The 15,338-nt window shown below is 65.1% G+C and carries 15 protein-coding genes; 9 read left to right on the plus strand and 6 right to left on the minus strand.

Annotated features, from left to right (window positions below; translation table 11 throughout):
• Positions 1-253: 253 nt before the first annotated feature.
• The 8 genes from FBZ93_RS02185 to FBZ93_RS02220 all read left to right on the plus strand — a co-directional run bounded on the left by FBZ93_RS02185 (position 254) and on the right by FBZ93_RS02220 (position 9,103).
• The gene (locus FBZ93_RS02185) at positions 254-541 is read left to right on the plus strand and encodes a hypothetical protein (protein WP_146984339.1); all 288 of its coding nucleotides are present in this window, start codon (positions 254-256) and stop codon (positions 539-541) included.
• 399 nt (positions 542-940) lie between these two features.
• Positions 941-1,411, plus strand: a complete 471-nt coding sequence (locus FBZ93_RS02190) for a hypothetical protein (protein WP_246667328.1) — start codon at positions 941-943, stop codon at positions 1,409-1,411.
• Between the two features lie 82 nt (positions 1,412-1,493).
• A complete protein-coding gene (gene radA / locus FBZ93_RS02195; protein WP_074126199.1) occupies positions 1,494-2,975 on the plus strand; it encodes a DNA repair protein RadA in 1,482 nt (493 codons plus the stop codon).
• Positions 2,976-3,161: 186 nt separating this feature from the next.
• Entirely contained in the window at positions 3,162-3,797 is a 636-nt protein-coding gene (locus FBZ93_RS02200) for a CvpA family protein (protein WP_146984341.1), read from the plus strand.
• 34 nt (positions 3,798-3,831) lie between these two features.
• Positions 3,832-5,373, plus strand: coding sequence for an amidophosphoribosyltransferase (purF, locus tag FBZ93_RS02205; RefSeq protein ID WP_433995377.1), 1,542 nt, complete (start codon positions 3,832-3,834; stop codon positions 5,371-5,373).
• Positions 5,374-5,548: 175 nt separating this feature from the next.
• Entirely contained in the window at positions 5,549-6,289 is a 741-nt protein-coding gene (locus FBZ93_RS02210; protein ID WP_146984342.1) for an SDR family NAD(P)-dependent oxidoreductase, read from the plus strand.
• Between the two features lie 299 nt (positions 6,290-6,588).
• On the plus strand, positions 6,589-7,725 hold the full coding sequence (locus FBZ93_RS02215) for a hypothetical protein (protein ID WP_146984343.1): 1,137 nt from the start codon (positions 6,589-6,591) through the stop codon (positions 7,723-7,725).
• Between the two features lie 151 nt (positions 7,726-7,876).
• Positions 7,877-9,103, plus strand: coding sequence for an ABC transporter substrate-binding protein (locus tag FBZ93_RS02220; RefSeq protein WP_146984344.1), 1,227 nt, complete (start codon positions 7,877-7,879; stop codon positions 9,101-9,103).
• Positions 9,104-9,237: 134 nt separating this feature from the next.
• Here FBZ93_RS02220 and FBZ93_RS02225 read toward each other — a convergent pair whose 3' ends face one another.
• The 4 genes from FBZ93_RS02225 to FBZ93_RS02240 form a co-directional block, all read right to left on the minus strand.
• Positions 9,238-9,801, minus strand: a complete 564-nt coding sequence (locus tag FBZ93_RS02225) for a DUF2147 domain-containing protein (protein ID WP_146984345.1) — start codon at positions 9,799-9,801, stop codon at positions 9,238-9,240.
• A gap of 51 nt (positions 9,802-9,852) precedes the next feature.
• On the minus strand, positions 9,853-10,515 hold the full coding sequence (locus tag FBZ93_RS02230) for a DUF3313 domain-containing protein (RefSeq protein ID WP_146984346.1): 663 nt from the start codon (positions 10,513-10,515) through the stop codon (positions 9,853-9,855).
• Between the two features lie 393 nt (positions 10,516-10,908).
• Complete coding sequence (locus FBZ93_RS02235; RefSeq protein ID WP_146984347.1) at positions 10,909-11,571, minus strand: TetR/AcrR family transcriptional regulator; 663 nt, start codon at positions 11,569-11,571, stop codon at positions 10,909-10,911.
• A 146-nt stretch (positions 11,572-11,717) separates the two neighbouring features.
• Complete coding sequence (locus tag FBZ93_RS02240) at positions 11,718-11,996, minus strand: hypothetical protein (RefSeq protein ID WP_146984348.1); 279 nt, start codon at positions 11,994-11,996, stop codon at positions 11,718-11,720.
• Positions 11,997-12,195: 199 nt separating this feature from the next.
• Here FBZ93_RS02240 and FBZ93_RS02245 point away from each other — a divergent pair, with 199 nt between their 5' ends.
• Entirely contained in the window at positions 12,196-12,588 is a 393-nt protein-coding gene (locus tag FBZ93_RS02245) for a YybH family protein (protein WP_167528878.1), read from the plus strand.
• Positions 12,589-12,673: 85 nt separating this feature from the next.
• Here the strand turns inward: FBZ93_RS02245 and FBZ93_RS02250 are convergent, their stop codons facing one another.
• Positions 12,674-13,921, minus strand: coding sequence for a TCR/Tet family MFS transporter (locus tag FBZ93_RS02250; protein WP_146984349.1), 1,248 nt, complete (start codon positions 13,919-13,921; stop codon positions 12,674-12,676).
• A complete protein-coding gene (der, locus tag FBZ93_RS02255; RefSeq protein WP_146984350.1) occupies positions 13,918-15,300 on the minus strand; it encodes a ribosome biogenesis GTPase Der in 1,383 nt (460 codons plus the stop codon). The genes FBZ93_RS02250 and der overlap by 4 nt, the downstream gene beginning before the upstream one ends.
• Between the last annotated feature and the right edge of the window lie 38 nt (positions 15,301-15,338).

Consider the following 15,338-nt stretch of genomic DNA (forward strand, 5'->3'; position numbering starts at 1 on the left):
ATCCAGCGACTGCGTTTATGACGATCTCATTACTTGCACTCGATCGTTTGCGGACAAGCACTTTGATCTAGCAGGCATCACGGGATTGACCGACGACCCGGATGCGAATCCCCAGGAGTCAGGCAGCACAAGGTGCGCAATCGAGCGCGCATCTCGACGTCTGATGTCGGCCTGACGGATTCGGGATCGCAAGTCGAAGCATTGGGACGAGCGGGTTGTCGGAACACGGACAGGCGAGAAAGGCAGACACGCGATGCGCAAGATGATGATCACGACCGCGGTGGCAGTGACGTTCGCTGTTGCTGGCTCGGCGTTGTGGCCGACAGCAAAGCCCGACGTCGAGCACTTCGGAGACAGCGTTTACGAAACGATCTGGGTCTGGCGCATTCCGGCCTACGCGAACAATCCGTCGTGGCGTGTGCGCTGGAGCTGGAGCGATCCGCTGCGCGCGCAGGCAAGATGCTGCCGCGCTTTGCCGACGGGCACGGTGCTGCGCGAGAATCCTCCGCTGCTGCTGTCCGGGCGAGACATCCGCGTCTAGAGCATGATCCGGAAAACTGCGAAGCGGCTTTCCGAAAAGATCATGCTTAAGCAAGAATCCAAAGCGCGACATCTCATCGCGCTTTGGACGTGGCGGCCGAGAGCAACATTCGGGTTCCGCGCGCCGGAGAGCATTTGATTCAAATTCTCGTTTTAGTTGAGCTTACTTTTTATCCTTAACCAGAAACACGATCTTTAATTTACATCTACAAGGTGTGGTTTACCTTGTCTCCGCGAACACAGCGGAGACAGGGACAACAAGATGCGTCAGCCAAGCCTTACCCTGTCGCTGATCTTCCTTCTGGCAGTACAAGGTTTTGGCGTCGCCGCGGACGATACGAAAGCTGGCCAATCGGCTGTCGGCGCTGACCGCGTCTCATGTTCCCTGCAGCCGAAAGCCGTGGAACCATCCGATCCGTCGTCGACCTCGGCGATACCTCACGTCGAAAAATTCATCGCGAAAGAGCGTTTCAAGGAAGACATCGCGTCGAGCGCTCCGGTCAAGATCTCCTGGCTGGGCGCGACCTTCGCAAAGCGCTTCGCGAACAAGGTCGAGGACGATGGCGGCGGCGCATCGTTGCAATCCTACGTCCTGAGCGCGACCTCCAGCGACAACGAGATCCTGGCCAAACTCGGTCAGGGCCACGAGAGCCGACTGGCTGATATCTGGTGCGCGTTGCAGCAGCAGCCCAACGGCAGCGGCGGCTCCCTCGAGATCAGCTCCAAGCCGAATGTGTTTTACGTCCGCGATATCGCCGGAGAGCTCGGCGCCGTCGACGTGCTCTGGGGCGGCGTCGGGTGGGAGATCGGGGCAAGCCCGGTGAGCGACAAGCCGCGATGGCCGGCCGGAACACGGGTGTTCTTTCGCTGATTGCCTGGGCACGGCTGCGTCGTTGAACCTTGGCGGCGCTTGATCCGTGCTATGGAGGGGTTACGGAATCGAGCTCTCCCCCATGGCCAAATCCACCCTCTCCTTCGTCTGCCAGAACTGCGGCGCGGCGTATAATCGCTGGCAGGGCAAATGCGACTCCTGCGGCGAGTGGAACACGCTGGCCGAGGAAGACACAACGGGCTCGGTGCCGGTCTCGATCCGCAGCAAGCGCAAGGGACGGACGTTCGCGCTGGAATCGCTGTCCGGCAAGACCCAGGACGCGCCGCGGCTGTCGTCGGGCATGACCGAGCTCGACCGCGTCACCGGCGGCGGCTTCGTCCGCGGCTCGGTGCTGCTGGTCGGCGGCGATCCCGGCATCGGCAAATCCACGCTGCTGACCCAGGCCACCTCCATGATGGCGCGCGCCGGCCACCGCGCGGTCTATATTTCAGGCGAAGAAGCGGTCGCGCAGGTGCGGCTGCGCGCCGAGCGGCTCGGGCTCGCGGATGCGCCGGTGCAGCTCGCGTCCGAGACCTCGGTCGAGGACATCGTCTCGACGCTGTCGGAAGGCGCGGTGCCGCGGCTGATCGTGATCGATTCGATCCAGACCATGTGGACCGACACGGTGGAATCCGCGCCGGGCACCGTGACCCAGGTCCGCGCCTCGGCACAGGCGCTGATTCGCTTCGCCAAGAAGACCGGTGCCGCGATCATCTTGGTCGGCCATGTCACCAAGGACGGCCAGATCGCGGGTCCCCGCGTGGTCGAGCACATGGTCGATGCGGTGCTGTCGTTCGAGGGCGAAGGTTCGCAGCAGTTCCGCATCCTTCGCTCAGTGAAGAACCGTTTTGGCGCGACCGACGAGATCGGCGTGTTCGAGATGACCGGGCTCGGCCTGCGCGAAGTCACCAACCCCTCCGAATTGTTCCTCTCCGAGCGCGAGCTCGGCAGCCCCGGCACGGCCGTGTTCGCCGGCATCGAGGGCACCCGCCCCGTGCTGGTCGAATTGCAGGCGCTGGTGGCGCCGACCTCGCTCGGCACGCCGCGGCGCGCCGTGGTCGGCTGGGACCCGAGCCGGCTGTCGATGGTGCTGGCGGTGCTGGAAGCGCATTGCGGCGTCAAATTGTCCGGACATGACGTCTATCTGAATGTCGCGGGCGGCCTGCGGATCCAGGAGCCGGCCGCGGACCTCGCCGCTGCCGCCGCGCTGGTCTCCTCGCTGGTCAATGCGCCGTTGCCGACGGATGCGGTCTATTTCGGCGAGATTTCGCTGTCGGGCGCGATCCGCCCCGTCGCACAGACCCCGGCCCGGCTCAAGGAGGCCCTCAAGCTCGGCTTCGGCCGCGCCATTCTGCCCGAATCGGCCCGCGGCGATGGTGGCGGCGATGCGGGGCTTGCCCTCAACAGCGTCGGTAATCTGACCACGCTGGTCGCGGAAATTGCGGCACGCGGGACGCCCAGAGGCGGCCGGCGCGAGCCGGGCGGCGACCAAAGCGGCTCGAGGGGCACTGATGCGGCTGAGAAAAATGCCACACCGGCCCGATTCCGTCGTGAGACGAGCTAAAGCAGGCGTGACGTCGCAGCCCCCCGCCGCTATACATCCGCCGCGCGGGACAGGTGGTGTTGCGGCCTTGCCGGATGCCCCCGATGCGCCTCAGTTAGGACGGCACCGAGACGCCGATTCGCGAGAGCCTTAACAGCGTAAGCCCTTAACAGCGTACCGAAACGTACCAGCGGACCTGACCAGCCGATGCCCATAACGATCCTCGATCTCGTCCTGCTCGGCGTGATGCTGATTTCGGGCCTGCTTGCCATGGTACGCGGCTTCATGCGCGAAATCCTGTCGATCGCGGCCTGGGGCGCCGCCGCGCTGGTCACGCTGTATGCTTTCTCCAAGCTGCTGCCGACCGCCAAAACTTACTTCAATAACGACACCGTCGCGGCCGTCGTGGTGGTGGCCGGCACCTTCATCGGCACGCTGATCGTGGTCTCGGTGATCACGGTGCGGATCTCGGACATGATCCTGGATTCCCGGATCGGCGCGCTCGACCGCACCCTCGGTTTCCTGTTCGGGCTCGCCCGCGGCCTGCTGATCGTGGTCGTGGCGTTCATGTTCTTCACCTGGCTGGTTCCGGACAAGCAGCGGCCCGATTGGGTGACCGGCGCGAAGTCCCGGGTGGTGCTGCAGGGAACCGGGGATTGGCTGATGTCGCTCTTGCCTGACGACCCCGAGAACACCATCTTAAAGAAGTTCAAGAAGAATAAGCCAGACGACGATTCTGCGGCCGATACCAACGATCAGGCGACGCCGGCGTCGGGTGATGGCTATAGCAAACCTGCGCGTGACGGCTTGAAAAAGCTGATCGAGAAACCCGCGGGCCGATAACTTATTTGGGCCCTTACGAGAGGCGATGAACGAGATGCAAACCCCTTCCGATCACGCCGACCAGATGGATCTCGACCTCGGCCCGACGGAATTGCAGGAACATCTCCGGGAAGACGATCTCCGGTACCACCCCGACCTAGATGGCGACACGCTCCGCGAGGAATGCGGCGTGTTCGGCGTCTTCGGCCACTCCGAGGCCGCCGCGATCACCGCGCTCGGCCTGCACGCTTTGCAACACCGCGGCCAGGAAGCCGCCGGCATCGTCTCTTTCGACGGCGGGCGCTTTCACAGTGAACGCCGCCTCGGCCTGGTCGGCGACGCATTCTCCCGCCGCGAAGTGATCGAGCGCCTGCCGGGCAATGCCGCGGTCGGCCATGTCCGCTACTCCACGACCGGCGGCACCATCCTGCGCAACGTGCAGCCGCTGTTCGCCGAGCTCAGCGCCGGCGGCTTTGCGGTCGGCCACAACGGCAACCTCACCAATGGCCTCACCCTGCGCCGCGAGCTGGTCAAGGGCGGCGCCATGATGCAGTCGACCACCGACACCGAGGTGATCCTGCATCTCGTCGCGCAGTCGAAGCGCACCCGCTTCATCGACCGTTTCATCGAGGCGCTGCGCACCATCGAGGGCGCCTATGCGCTGGTCGCGCTGACCAACAAGAAGCTGGTCGGCGCACGCGACCCGCTCGGCATTCGCCCGCTGGTGCTCGGCGATCTCGACGGCCATCCGATCCTGACCTCGGAGACCTGCGCGCTCGACATGATCGGCGCCAAATATGTCCGCGACATCGAGCCCGGCGAGATCATCGTGTTCGACGAGCGCGGGGCGCACAGCCACAAGCCGTTCCCGCCGAAGCCCGCCCGGCCCTGCATCTTCGAATACATCTATTTCGCCCGGCCGGATTCGATCGTCGGCGGCCGCTCGGTCTACGACGTGCGCAAGGCGTTCGGCGCCCAGCTCGCCCGCGAGAGCCATCCCGAGGTCGACGTCGTGGTGCCGGTGCCGGATTCCGGCGTGCCCGCCGCGGTCGGCTACAGCCAGTACTCCGGCGTGCCGTTCGAGCTTGGCATCATCCGCAACCACTATGTCGGCCGCACCTTCATCCAGCCGACCCAGACCGTGCGCGAGCTCGGCGTGCGCATGAAGCACTCGGCCAACCGCGCCGCGATCGAGGGCAAGCGCATCATCCTGATCGATGACAGTCTGGTGCGCGGCACCACCTCGAAGAAGATCGTGCGCATGATGCGCGACGCCGGCGCCCGCGAGGTGCATTTCCGCCTCGCCTCGCCGCCGATCCTCTATCCCGACTATTATGGCATCGACCTGCCCGATCGCGGCGGCCTGCTGGCAGCGACCCATTCGCTCGAGGAGATGCGCGACATCATCGGTGCCGACTCGCTCGCCTTCCTGTCGATCGACGGCATGTACCGCGCGATGGGCTATGAGGGACGCGATCCCGCCAGCCCGAAATTCGCCGACCATTGCTTCACCGGCGCCTATCCGACCCATCTCACCGACCAGAGCGAGACCGAGCCCTCGCCGCGCCAGCTCTCGCTGCTGGCGGAGGCGAGCTGACCACATCCTCACTGTCGTCCCTGCCTAGTGCGCAATTGCGCACGGGAGCAGGGATGCATAACCACCGGCCCTCGTTTTTTCGGGCTGCATCGGTTACGAACACTTTCGCACAACACGACCGCCGCGGCGTATGGGTCCCTGCTTTCGCAGGGACGACCACGATAGAGTTACGCTTATGACAAAACCCCTCGCCTCCCGCATTGCCCTCGTGACCGGCGCCTCGCGCGGCATCGGCTACGCGACATCGATCGCGCTCGCCAAGGCCGGCGCGCATGTCGTGGCGGTGGCGCGCACGCAAGGCGGGCTGGAAGAACTCGACGACGAGATCCGCAAGCACGGCGGCAGCGCCACGCTGGTGCCGCTCTCGCTCACCGACTACGAGGGCATCGCGCGGCTCGGGCTCGCGCTGCATGAGCGCCATGGCAAGCTCGACATCCTCGTCGGCAATGCCGGCACCGCGGGCCCGTCCTCGCCGCTCGGCCATATCGAGCTGAAGCCGTGGAACGACGTGATGGCGATCAACGTCACCGCGAACTTCCAGCTGATCCGCTGCATGGACCCGCTGCTGCGCCAGTCCGATGCCGGCCGCGCGGTGTTCGTGACCTCAGGCGTGGCGCACAAGGCCAGCGCCTATCTCGGCCCCTATGCGGCCTCGAAGGCCGCGCTGGACGCACTGGTGCGCTCCTGGGCCAATGAGACCGCCAACACGCCGCTGCGCGTCAATCTGTTCAGCCCCGGCCCGATCCGCACCCGGATGCGCGCCCAGGTGTTTCCCGGCGAAGACCCGATGACGCTGGATACGCCCGACATGGCCGCCGAATTCATCGTGCCGATGTGTGCGCCGGACTGGACCGAGACCGGCAAGCTCTACGACTACAAGGCGCGCACGCTGCGGACGTTTCAGCCGCCGGTTTAAGGGGCAGTCCTCTCTCCAGCGATCAAGACCCGTAGCCCGGATGAAGCGCAGCGAAATCCGGGGTCGGCCTCTCCGCAGTGAGACTTATCCCGGATTGCGCTGCGCTTCATCCGGGCTACGCAACTGCCCGTCATTGCGAGGAGCGCAAGCGACGAAGCAATCCATGCCTCCGTGCGAGCGGAAAGATGGATTGCTTCGCTGGGCTCGCAATGACGGCGGTACCCGTTGACTCGTCCCCCGCCCCACGATTGACTGCGCTCCCAGCGGGACGCCCGCCAAGAAGAAGCTCGGGAGGCATCATGACGCCGACGTTCAATCGCGCGCGCTCCATTCTCACTGGATTGTTTCTCTCCGCCGGCATCGCATCATCCGCCCTTTTTATTCAGCCAGCGCCCGTCAGGGCCGGTGACGTCCCGACCTTCGCGGTCGATCCGTCCTGGCCGAAGCAGCTTCCCAACAACTGGATCATCGGCCAGGTCGGCGGCATCACCGTCGACTGGCAGGGGCACATCTGGGTGGTCCACCGCCCGCGCTCGCTGACCGACGGCGAGAAGGCCGCGAGCCTAACCCCGCCGCGCGCGAAATGCTGCGTGGCGGCGCCGCCGGTGCTCGAATTCGATGTCGACGGTAATCTGCTGCGCGCCTGGGGCGGCCCCGGCGACGGCTATCAATGGGTCGGCCGCGAGCATGGCATCGAGGTCGACGAGCGCGGCTTCGTCTGGATCGGCGGCAATGCCGATGACGACAGCGAAATCCTGAAGTTCTCGCTCGACGGCAAGTATCTCGGCCAGATCGGCAAAATCGCAGCCCGCACCAACAGCAACGACACCACCCAGCTCGGCCGCCCCGCCGAGATGGCGATCGACCAGGCGGCCAACGAGCTCTACATCGCCGACGGCTACGGCAACCGACGCGTCATTGTGTTCGACGCCACCACGCTGGCCTACAAGCGGCACTGGGGCGGCTATGGCAAGCTGCCCACCGACGACAAGCAACCGCCTTATGATCCAAGCGCCGCGGTGCAGGAGCAGTTCGGCAACCCCGTGCATTGCATCAAGATCGCCAATGACGGGCTGGTCTATGTCTGCGACCGCAGCCAGGACCGCATCCAGGTGTTCCAGAAGAACGGCACCTTCGTCAGGGAATGGTTCTACGAGAAGAACACCCGCGGCGACGGCGCGGTGTTCGATCTCGCGCTGTGGCCCGATCCGAAGCAGACCTATCTGCTCAACGCAGACGGCGCCAACAACGAGATCCGCGTACTCAAGCGCGACGACGGTTCAGTGGTCGGCACCTTCGGCCATAGCGGCCGCAATGCCGGACAGTTCGCGCTGCTGCACGTCATGGCGGTCGACCAGAAGGGCAATGTCTACACCGGCGAGGTCGAGGGCAAGCGGATCCAGAAGTTCAAGCTGACCTCGGACGCGCTCAAATAAGCATGACGGCGGGATGACGCTTCGACGTAGTTCATTCGGCTTTATGCGGATTGCCGCATCCACCCGGACAGGGTAAGCGGGAACTCGAACGACCGGCACAAGGCTCCGCAAGAGGGCCGTCCGGAAATAATCACAGTGGAGGGAATGTCTGATGACGACGACGCTCGCACGGCGCCATGCCGTGCTTCTCGCTTGCGCTGCACTCGGCCTTGCTACCCCTGCCTTTGCGCAGGACAAGAACGTCAAGATCGGCGTGCTGAACGACATGTCGGGGCTCTACGCCGACATCGGCGGCCCGAACTCGGTCGCCGCGGCCAACATGGCGGTGGAAGATTCCGGCCTGCGCGCCAAGGGCTGGAAGATCGAGGTGGTCAGCGGCGATCACCAGAACAAGCCCGACGTCGGCGTCAACATCGCGCGCAACTGGATCGACAACGAGAAGGTCGACATCATCACAGACACGCCGAACTCCGGCGTTGCGCTGGCGGTGAGCAACCTCGCCAAGGAGAAGAACTCGATCGTGCTCAACTCGGGGGCTGCGACCGCCGACCTCACCGGCAAGGCCTGCAACGCCAACACGATCTCCTACACGTTCGACACCTACATGCTCGCCAACGGCACCGGCAAGGCGCTGACCAAGGCCGGCGGCGACAGCTGGTTCTTCCTCACCGCCGACTACGCCTTCGGCCATGCGCTCGAGCGCGACACCTCGGCGGTCGTCACCGCCAACGGCGGCAAGGTGCTCGGCGGCGTCAAGCACCCGCTTAACACCGCCGACTTCTCCTCGTTCCTGCTGCAGGCGCAGGCTTCCAAGGCCAAGATCATCGGCCTCGCCAATGCCGGCGGCGACACCACCAACGCGATCAAGCAGGCGTCCGAATTCGGCATCACCGCGGGCGGACAGAAGCTCGCGGCGCTGCTGCTGTTCGTCAACGACGTGCACGCGCTGGGCCTCAAGATCGCGCAGGGCCTCACCTTCACCGAGTCGTTCTACTGGGACATGAACGACCAGACCCGCGCCTGGTCGAAGCGCTTCCAGAAGGTCTCGCCGAAGGGCTCGATGCCCTCGATGACGGTGGCCGGCGTCTATGCCGGCGTGCTGCATTACCTGAAGGCGCTCGACGCGATGGGCGGCAATCCGCATGACGGCGCCAAGGTCGTCGCCAAGATGAAGGAGATCCCGACCGACGATCCGCTGTTCGGCAAGGGTCCGCTGCGGATCGACGGCCGCCGCATCATCCCGGCCTATCTGTTCGAGGTGAAGAAGCCGGAAGAGTCCAAATATCCGTGGGACTATTACAAGCTGATCGCCACCATCTCGCCGGAAGACGCCGCCAAGCCGCTCGAGGCCAGCGATTGTCCGCTGGTGAAGAAATAAGAAGCGCACCATTCCTGCGTCATTGCGAGCGAAGCGAAGCAATCCATAGCACCGCAAACGCGGCACGATGGATTGCTTCGTCGCTTCGCTCCTCGCAATGACGTCCACAGCGAGCTAACCCACCCGACGCTTCATCACTTCGCCGCCGCCTTCCGCGCCGGCGGCGGCAGCGAGGCCCATTCCCGGTCGGCGCGCGGGCCGCCGACGTCGCCGGTCAGGCCGACGAGCTGTCCGGGCTGCACGTCGAGCGTTTGCGTCCAGGTCTGGGTCTGGCACAAGAACTTCATCAGACATCCCTTCAGCTTCAGCCGGTCGGATTTGTCGCGCCACAGCGAGACCGAATAGGACTTGCCGTCCTCGGCGTTGTAGATGTCGCCGTCGAACCGGCCCTCCGGCGACAGCTTCAATCCGAGGATCAGCTGATGGCCGAGCAGCGCGCGCGTTCGCTTCTCGGGATCGGAATTGAGGCTGTCGCGGAGCGGCTGGCCGCGTGGATCGAGCGGATCCTTCATCCACACGATGAAGCCGCAGATGCGGTCGCGCGCGCTGCCGCAGCGCTCGAGGCGGATGCGGGCCTGTCCGTTTTCGGTCAGCCAGGTGCCGCTGGGATCGGCGGGGATCGTCTCGGCGCGGCCGGTCGAGCTCATCAGCAAGGCGGCGACGAGGCTGCGCAGAAACATGCGAACCAGAAAGTTCATTGTCCAGGACCTTTCAGTGTCAGATGATTTGCAGGACGTGCGCGACGCGCCTCACTTCAGTTGTGCCATGAAGGCATCGGCACCCTTGTCGATGCCGGTGGTGGCGGCGGCGAGATCGCCGACGCTGGCCTTGATGTCGTAGGCGTTGGGATACTGCTTGCTGACGTAGGCACCGAGCAGGCGTGCGGTCGAACTGTCGAACATCTCGACGGCATAGATCACCGAGCCCGTCATCGTGCCCTCGCCGTCGCGCGCGGCCTGCACGCCGTTGTAGATCGCGCCGGCCATATCGAAGCGCGACAGCGTGCCGAGCACCGGCGTGTTGGCGACCGCGCCAGTCAACGTCAGCCGCACGCGGAACGTATTGGGCCCGCGCGCATTCACCAGCGTGAAGCGGCCGCGCAATTTGTCGGCGAATCGGGTCTGCATGTAGGCGGCGAGCGTCTCCTTGTCCTTCTCGGACATGTTGCCGAACTGATGATCGGCGCCGCGATAGATCACGACCGGATCGAGCATCACCTTGTTGTAGCTCCGCCAGTCGACCGGCGGGGCATAGCGATACGGCACGCGGCCTGAGGAATCCGACGTGTCAGGCGTCATGTAGGCCGATGAGGCCACCTCCGAATAAGCCACCGGCGTGACGGCGGCACATCCTCCGGCGAGGACGCAAAGCGCCATCGCTCCCAGACCGCGCACGGCGATCGAGCTCTCCATTCCAATCTCCTCATCCGACCTTGAAGCGGAAGAGCAGCTCGGCCGCAGCCGCGTCCGGGGCTAAAGTTACGGCTGCGGCCGTCACTGCCGATCTGGCTCGCTGTGAGCGCGCCGCCAGACCTTGCCTCAGTGCGACCATCTATAAAACCGACCAGGCGGTTTGTAAAGTTGCAATCGCAGGAACCGCGACGAAAAAAATTCGGCGGTCGAAGTGTCGTGAAGACTTGTGAGGTCGCACCGCGAATGACGGCCGGGCGTTGTCACAAACCCGAGATATCTCTTGTGGTACGGCAGCAGCCGCCGGGGGATTTCAGGGGCCCGGTGCCGATCCAACGCCGCCAAGCGATCATATTCCGCTTGGGCGGCGTTGTGTTTGCGGGCAGCGCAGGCGCTTCAGCTTCGCTTGCGGGCCGATGCCGACTTTGTGGCCCGCGACGCCGATGCCCCGCGCGCCGCCGCGGCCCTGGACGGCTTTGCGGCCGCCGGCGCGCCCTGCTCCATCGCCGTCCATTTGCCGTCGTCGAGCAACCGCTCGAACAGCCGATCGCGCTCGGCATCGGTCAGCGACGACAGACCGAACAGCGAGCTCAACAGCAGTCCCCGCGCCGCCGCCCAGCGCAGCAGCGCAAGATCCGGATCGCGCGCCTCGGCCTTCATGCGCGCGACCTTCTCGATGTCGACATCGCGCGGCATGGCCATCAATTCCGGATTCTCGTTCATCGCGGCCAGCAGTGCAAACGCCCCCGACCTCGGCGTCGAGATCGCCTCACGCAGCGTTGCGATCTGCGCCGCCAGCTCCGGCTGGTCCGTGGTCTCGCGCGCCTTCTCGAGGTAGCGGTTCGAGAACGCCTCGAAATAGGCCATCTGCTGCTCGAGCAGAGCGCGCAGCACCGCCTCCTTGGTGCGGAACTGATGCATCACGCCGCCCTTGCTGAGACCGCTCTCGCGCGCGATCGCATCCAGCGTCAGGCGCCCGGGACCATCGCGCGTCACGATGGTGATCGCGGCGTCGAGCGCGGCGGTGCGGGAGCGTTCCGAGCGGGAAGGATTGTCCATGGGATGACTTACTCAGGAAGGAGTCGCGTGAGCACAGTATCTCAGCGGCCTTGGTCAATCTCAAGCGCGGCATCCGTTTCGGCCACGCAACGCGAACGATGTGCCCGAAATGCCGGCGCCGGCTTCGGGTGGTGCATGCTAGTCGCTCACGCGCAAGCGCCTTCGCTGCCGTAGACTTTCCGGAGCCGGCGGCGCAGGCCGTGCAGGAAACCGTGGGCGATCCGGCCGATCACCCGTTCCCCTCGCCCGCGCGCGCGGGCGACAGACTGCGCATCGGCATAGCTGGCGGCGACGATCGTGCCGTGCCTGCCGCCATCGAGTTTCAGGTCGGTCAGATAGACGAGGCTGCGCGCCGTCAGCAACGCCGCCTGTGCGTCGCTGAAGCACGTCAGTTCATCGCAGGTATCGGCGGCCGCGTCGTTCACCATGCTCCTCCTGGCAGAGCGGCCCCGGAGCGAGGCACGCCTCTTCAGTCGTCATCACCTATACAAACCAACCGGATGGTTTGTAAATAGGCAAAATAACGCAATCGTCATTGAAGCGGCCGTCGGGCGCGTGTCGGACAGGCGCACCCACGTTCGTCCTCGAGGCATCGATCCAGCCAACACCCGGAGCATGCGAGCGATGACACAGCAGAAACAAACGGCGGAAGCCGAAATCAGGTCACTGATCGACGCCTGGGCGGACGCCGTCCGCAGACAGGACTATCCCGGCGTTCTCGCCCATCACGATCAGGACATCGTGATGTTCGACGTACCTCCGCCGTTGCAGTCGCGCGGATTGGATGAGTACAGGAAGACGTGGGACCTGTTCTACAGCTGTTACCGTCCCTCTCACGCCTTCAATATCGAAGAGATCGCGATCACGGCCGGCGACGACGTGGCTTTCGCGGTGATGGTGATGCGTTGCGGCCCGCCCGACGCCACGTTCCAGTTCCGGCTGACGATCGGACTGCGTAAGGTCGACGGCGATTGGCGCATCACGCACGAACACCATTCGGTGCCGGCGACGGACTAGAATTGTAGGGTGGGTTAGGCGAAGCCGTAACCCGCCATTGTTTCCGCGGTAAGCAAGTCGGTGGGTTACGCTTCGCTAACCCACCCTACGCAGTCGTCTTCGCCGCCGTCGCCCGCGCGGCGATGGCGAGCGCGAGCAGCAAGAGCGCGCCGGCCAGATAGAACGGCGCGCCGGGCATCTTCAGCGGCGCGTTGTCGCCGATGAAATAGGCAAACGTCAGCGTGAACAGGAACGGGCCGATCAATTCCGACATGCTCTGCACGCTCGAGGTCGCGCCCTGCAACTGGCCCTGCTGGTCTGCGGCGACGAGCTGCGTCGTCAATGCCTGGGTCGCGGCGCCGGAAATGCCCCACAGCGCCATCACGGGAATGCCGATCCAGAACAGCTGGCCAGTCGGCGCCGCGCCGAAGATCACGAAGCCCAAGGCGCCGCAGACCAGGCCGAGGAACAGCGCGTTGCGCTCGCCGAGCAGCTTGACGATCGGGCCGATCGCCGCGCCCTGCACGACCATGCCGCAGAGCCCGACCAGCGCCAGCGTCGCGCCGACGGTGCCGGTGTCCCAGCCGTAGCGATGGGTGGCGTAGAGCACGAACACCGAGGGCAGCACGACATGCGCGAGCTGGCCGAAGAAAGTCGCGAGCGACAGGCCGGCGAGTGTCGGGTTCGAACGCAGGAATTGCAGCGCGCCGATCGGATTGGCGCTCTTCCATTTGAACGGCGCGCGCCGCTCCGCCGGCAGCGATTCCGGCAGGATGAACAGGCCGTAGAGTCCGTTGACGAAGCTCAGCCCCGCCGCCGCCCAGAACGGCAGCCGCGGATCGATCTCGCCGAGCAGGCCGCCCAGCGCCGGCCCCATGATGAAGCCTGCGCCGAACGCGACGCCGATCTTGCCGAACATCGCGGCGCGCTGCTCCGGCGCGGTGACGTCGGCGATGTAGGCGAACACGGTCGAGATGCTCGACGAGGTGATGCCGGAGATCGCCCGCCCGATGAACAGCCAGATCAGGTTCGGCGCCAGCGCCATCAGCACATAGTCGGCGGAAAGGCCGAAATTCGACAGCAGCACCACCGGCCGGCGGCCGAAGCGATCGGACAACGCGCCCAGGATCGGCGAGCAGACGAACTGCATCAATGCCCAGATCGAGCCGAACACGCCGAAGATACGCGCCGCATTGGCGGTGTCGTTGTTGACGAAGCCTTCGATCAATTTTGGGAGGATCGGGATGATGATCCCGAGCGCCAACATGTCGAGCAGCAGCGTGACGAAGATGAAGATCACCGCGCCGCTGCGCGCCGATGGCGCGGTAGCGTTAGTCCCCGCCGCTTCACTCATGACGGCCGTTTGCGCTTGTGAGCAAACGGATTTGCCTTTTCTCTCAGCGTAATACGAATGGGCGTGCCCGGCAGATCGAAGGTCTCGCGCAGCGAGTTGATGAGATAGCGCAGATAGGATCGCGGGATCGCGTCGGCGCGCGAGCAGAACAGCACGAAGCTCGGCGGCCGCGCCTTCACCTGCGTGATGTAGTTCAGCTTCAGCCGGCGTCCCGAGACCGCCGGCGGCGGGTTGGCCTGGATCGCCTGCTCGAACCAGCGATTGAGCGCCGAGGTCGGCAGGCGCCGGTTCCAGACCGCATAGGCTTCCTGGATCGCCGTCATCAACCGGTCGATGCCCTCGCCCATCAGGCCGGAGACAGCGACGATCGGCGCACCCTTGACCTGCGGCAGCCAGTGATCGGCATCGGTGCGCAGCTGCGATATCTGGTTCGGCTTGCGCTCGACGAGGTCCCATTTGTTGACCGCGAGCACGATCGCACGGCCCTCGCGCTCGATCAGGTCCGCGATCCGCAGGTCCTGCTCCTCGAACTTGTTCTGCGCGTCCATCATCATGACCACGACCTCAGCGAAGCGCACCGCGCGCAGCGCGTCGGCGACCGAGAGCTTTTCCAGCTTCTCCTCGATCCGCGAGCGGCGGCGCAGGCCGGCGGTATCGAACACCCGGAACTGGCGGCCCTGCCAGGTGATCTCGACCGCGATGGAATCGCGCGTGGTGCCGGCCTCGGGACTGGTCAGCAGCCGCTCCTCGCCGAGCAGATGATTGATCAGCGTCGACTTGCCGGCGTTGGGGCGGCCGACGATGGCGACGCGGATCGGGCGCTGCGCGGCCTCCTCCTCGGAGATGTCCTCGTCGTCCTCGATCTCGTCATCTTCATCTGACGTCTCGGGCACCAGCGCGCTCAGCGCCTCGTGGAGGTCGCCCATGCCCTCGCCATGCTCGGCCGAGATCTGCACGGGATCGCCGAGGCCGAGCGCGTAAGATTCCATCGCCCCGATCTCGCCATGCTTGCCCTCGGCCTTGTTGGCGACCAGCACCACCGGCTTGTTGGCCTTGCGGGCGAAGTCGGCGAAGGCGCGGTCGGTCGGCGTCAGGCCGACGCGGGCATCGATCACGAACATCAGGGCGTCGGCGAGCTCGATCGCGGTTTCGGTCTGCTCCTGCATCCGCGCCGTCAGCGAGCCCTTGGCGCCCTCGTCGAGCCCCGCGGTGTCGATGATGGTGAAGTCGAGGTCGTAGAGCTTGGCCTGGCCCTCGCGGCGGTCACGCGTGACGCCGGGCTCGTCATCGACCAGCGCGAGCTTCTGGCCGACCAGGCGGTTGAACAGCGTCGACTTTCCGACATTGGGCCGGCCGATAATGGCGATGGTAAAAGACATGGATGATCCCGGCGCCGCGGCACGACGCACGTCAATGA

Origin of the sequence: Bradyrhizobium macuxiense, assembly GCF_007993935.1 — a bacterium.
GTDB lineage: Bacteria > Pseudomonadota > Alphaproteobacteria > Rhizobiales > Xanthobacteraceae > Bradyrhizobium > Bradyrhizobium macuxiense_A.

Bases quoted from the DNA above. Each gene is read 5' to 3' on its own strand.
- FBZ93_RS02185 (WP_146984339.1), top strand. From the start codon at position 254: ATGCGCAAGATGATGATCACGACCGCGGTGGCAGTGACGTTCGCTGTT.
- radA (WP_074126199.1), top strand. From the start codon at position 1,494: ATGGCCAAATCCACCCTCTCCTTCGTCTGCCAGAACTGCGGCGCGGCG.
- FBZ93_RS02200 (WP_146984341.1), top strand. From the start codon at position 3,162: ATGCCCATAACGATCCTCGATCTCGTCCTGCTCGGCGTGATGCTGATT.
- purF (WP_433995377.1), top strand. From the start codon at position 3,832: ATGCAAACCCCTTCCGATCACGCCGACCAGATGGATCTCGACCTCGGC.
- FBZ93_RS02210 (WP_146984342.1), top strand. From the start codon at position 5,549: ATGACAAAACCCCTCGCCTCCCGCATTGCCCTCGTGACCGGCGCCTCG.
- FBZ93_RS02215 (WP_146984343.1), top strand. From the start codon at position 6,589: ATGACGCCGACGTTCAATCGCGCGCGCTCCATTCTCACTGGATTGTTT.
- FBZ93_RS02220 (WP_146984344.1), top strand. From the start codon at position 7,877: ATGACGACGACGCTCGCACGGCGCCATGCCGTGCTTCTCGCTTGCGCT.
- FBZ93_RS02225 (WP_146984345.1), bottom strand. From the start codon at position 9,801: ATGAACTTTCTGGTTCGCATGTTTCTGCGCAGCCTCGTCGCCGCCTTG.
- FBZ93_RS02230 (WP_146984346.1), bottom strand. From the start codon at position 10,515: ATGGAGAGCTCGATCGCCGTGCGCGGTCTGGGAGCGATGGCGCTTTGC.
- FBZ93_RS02235 (WP_146984347.1), bottom strand. From the start codon at position 11,571: ATGGACAATCCTTCCCGCTCGGAACGCTCCCGCACCGCCGCGCTCGAC.
- FBZ93_RS02245 (WP_167528878.1), top strand. From the start codon at position 12,196: ATGACACAGCAGAAACAAACGGCGGAAGCCGAAATCAGGTCACTGATC.
- FBZ93_RS02250 (WP_146984349.1), bottom strand. From the start codon at position 13,921: ATGAGTGAAGCGGCGGGGACTAACGCTACCGCGCCATCGGCGCGCAGC.
- der (WP_146984350.1), bottom strand. From the start codon at position 15,300: ATGTCTTTTACCATCGCCATTATCGGCCGGCCCAATGTCGGAAAGTCG.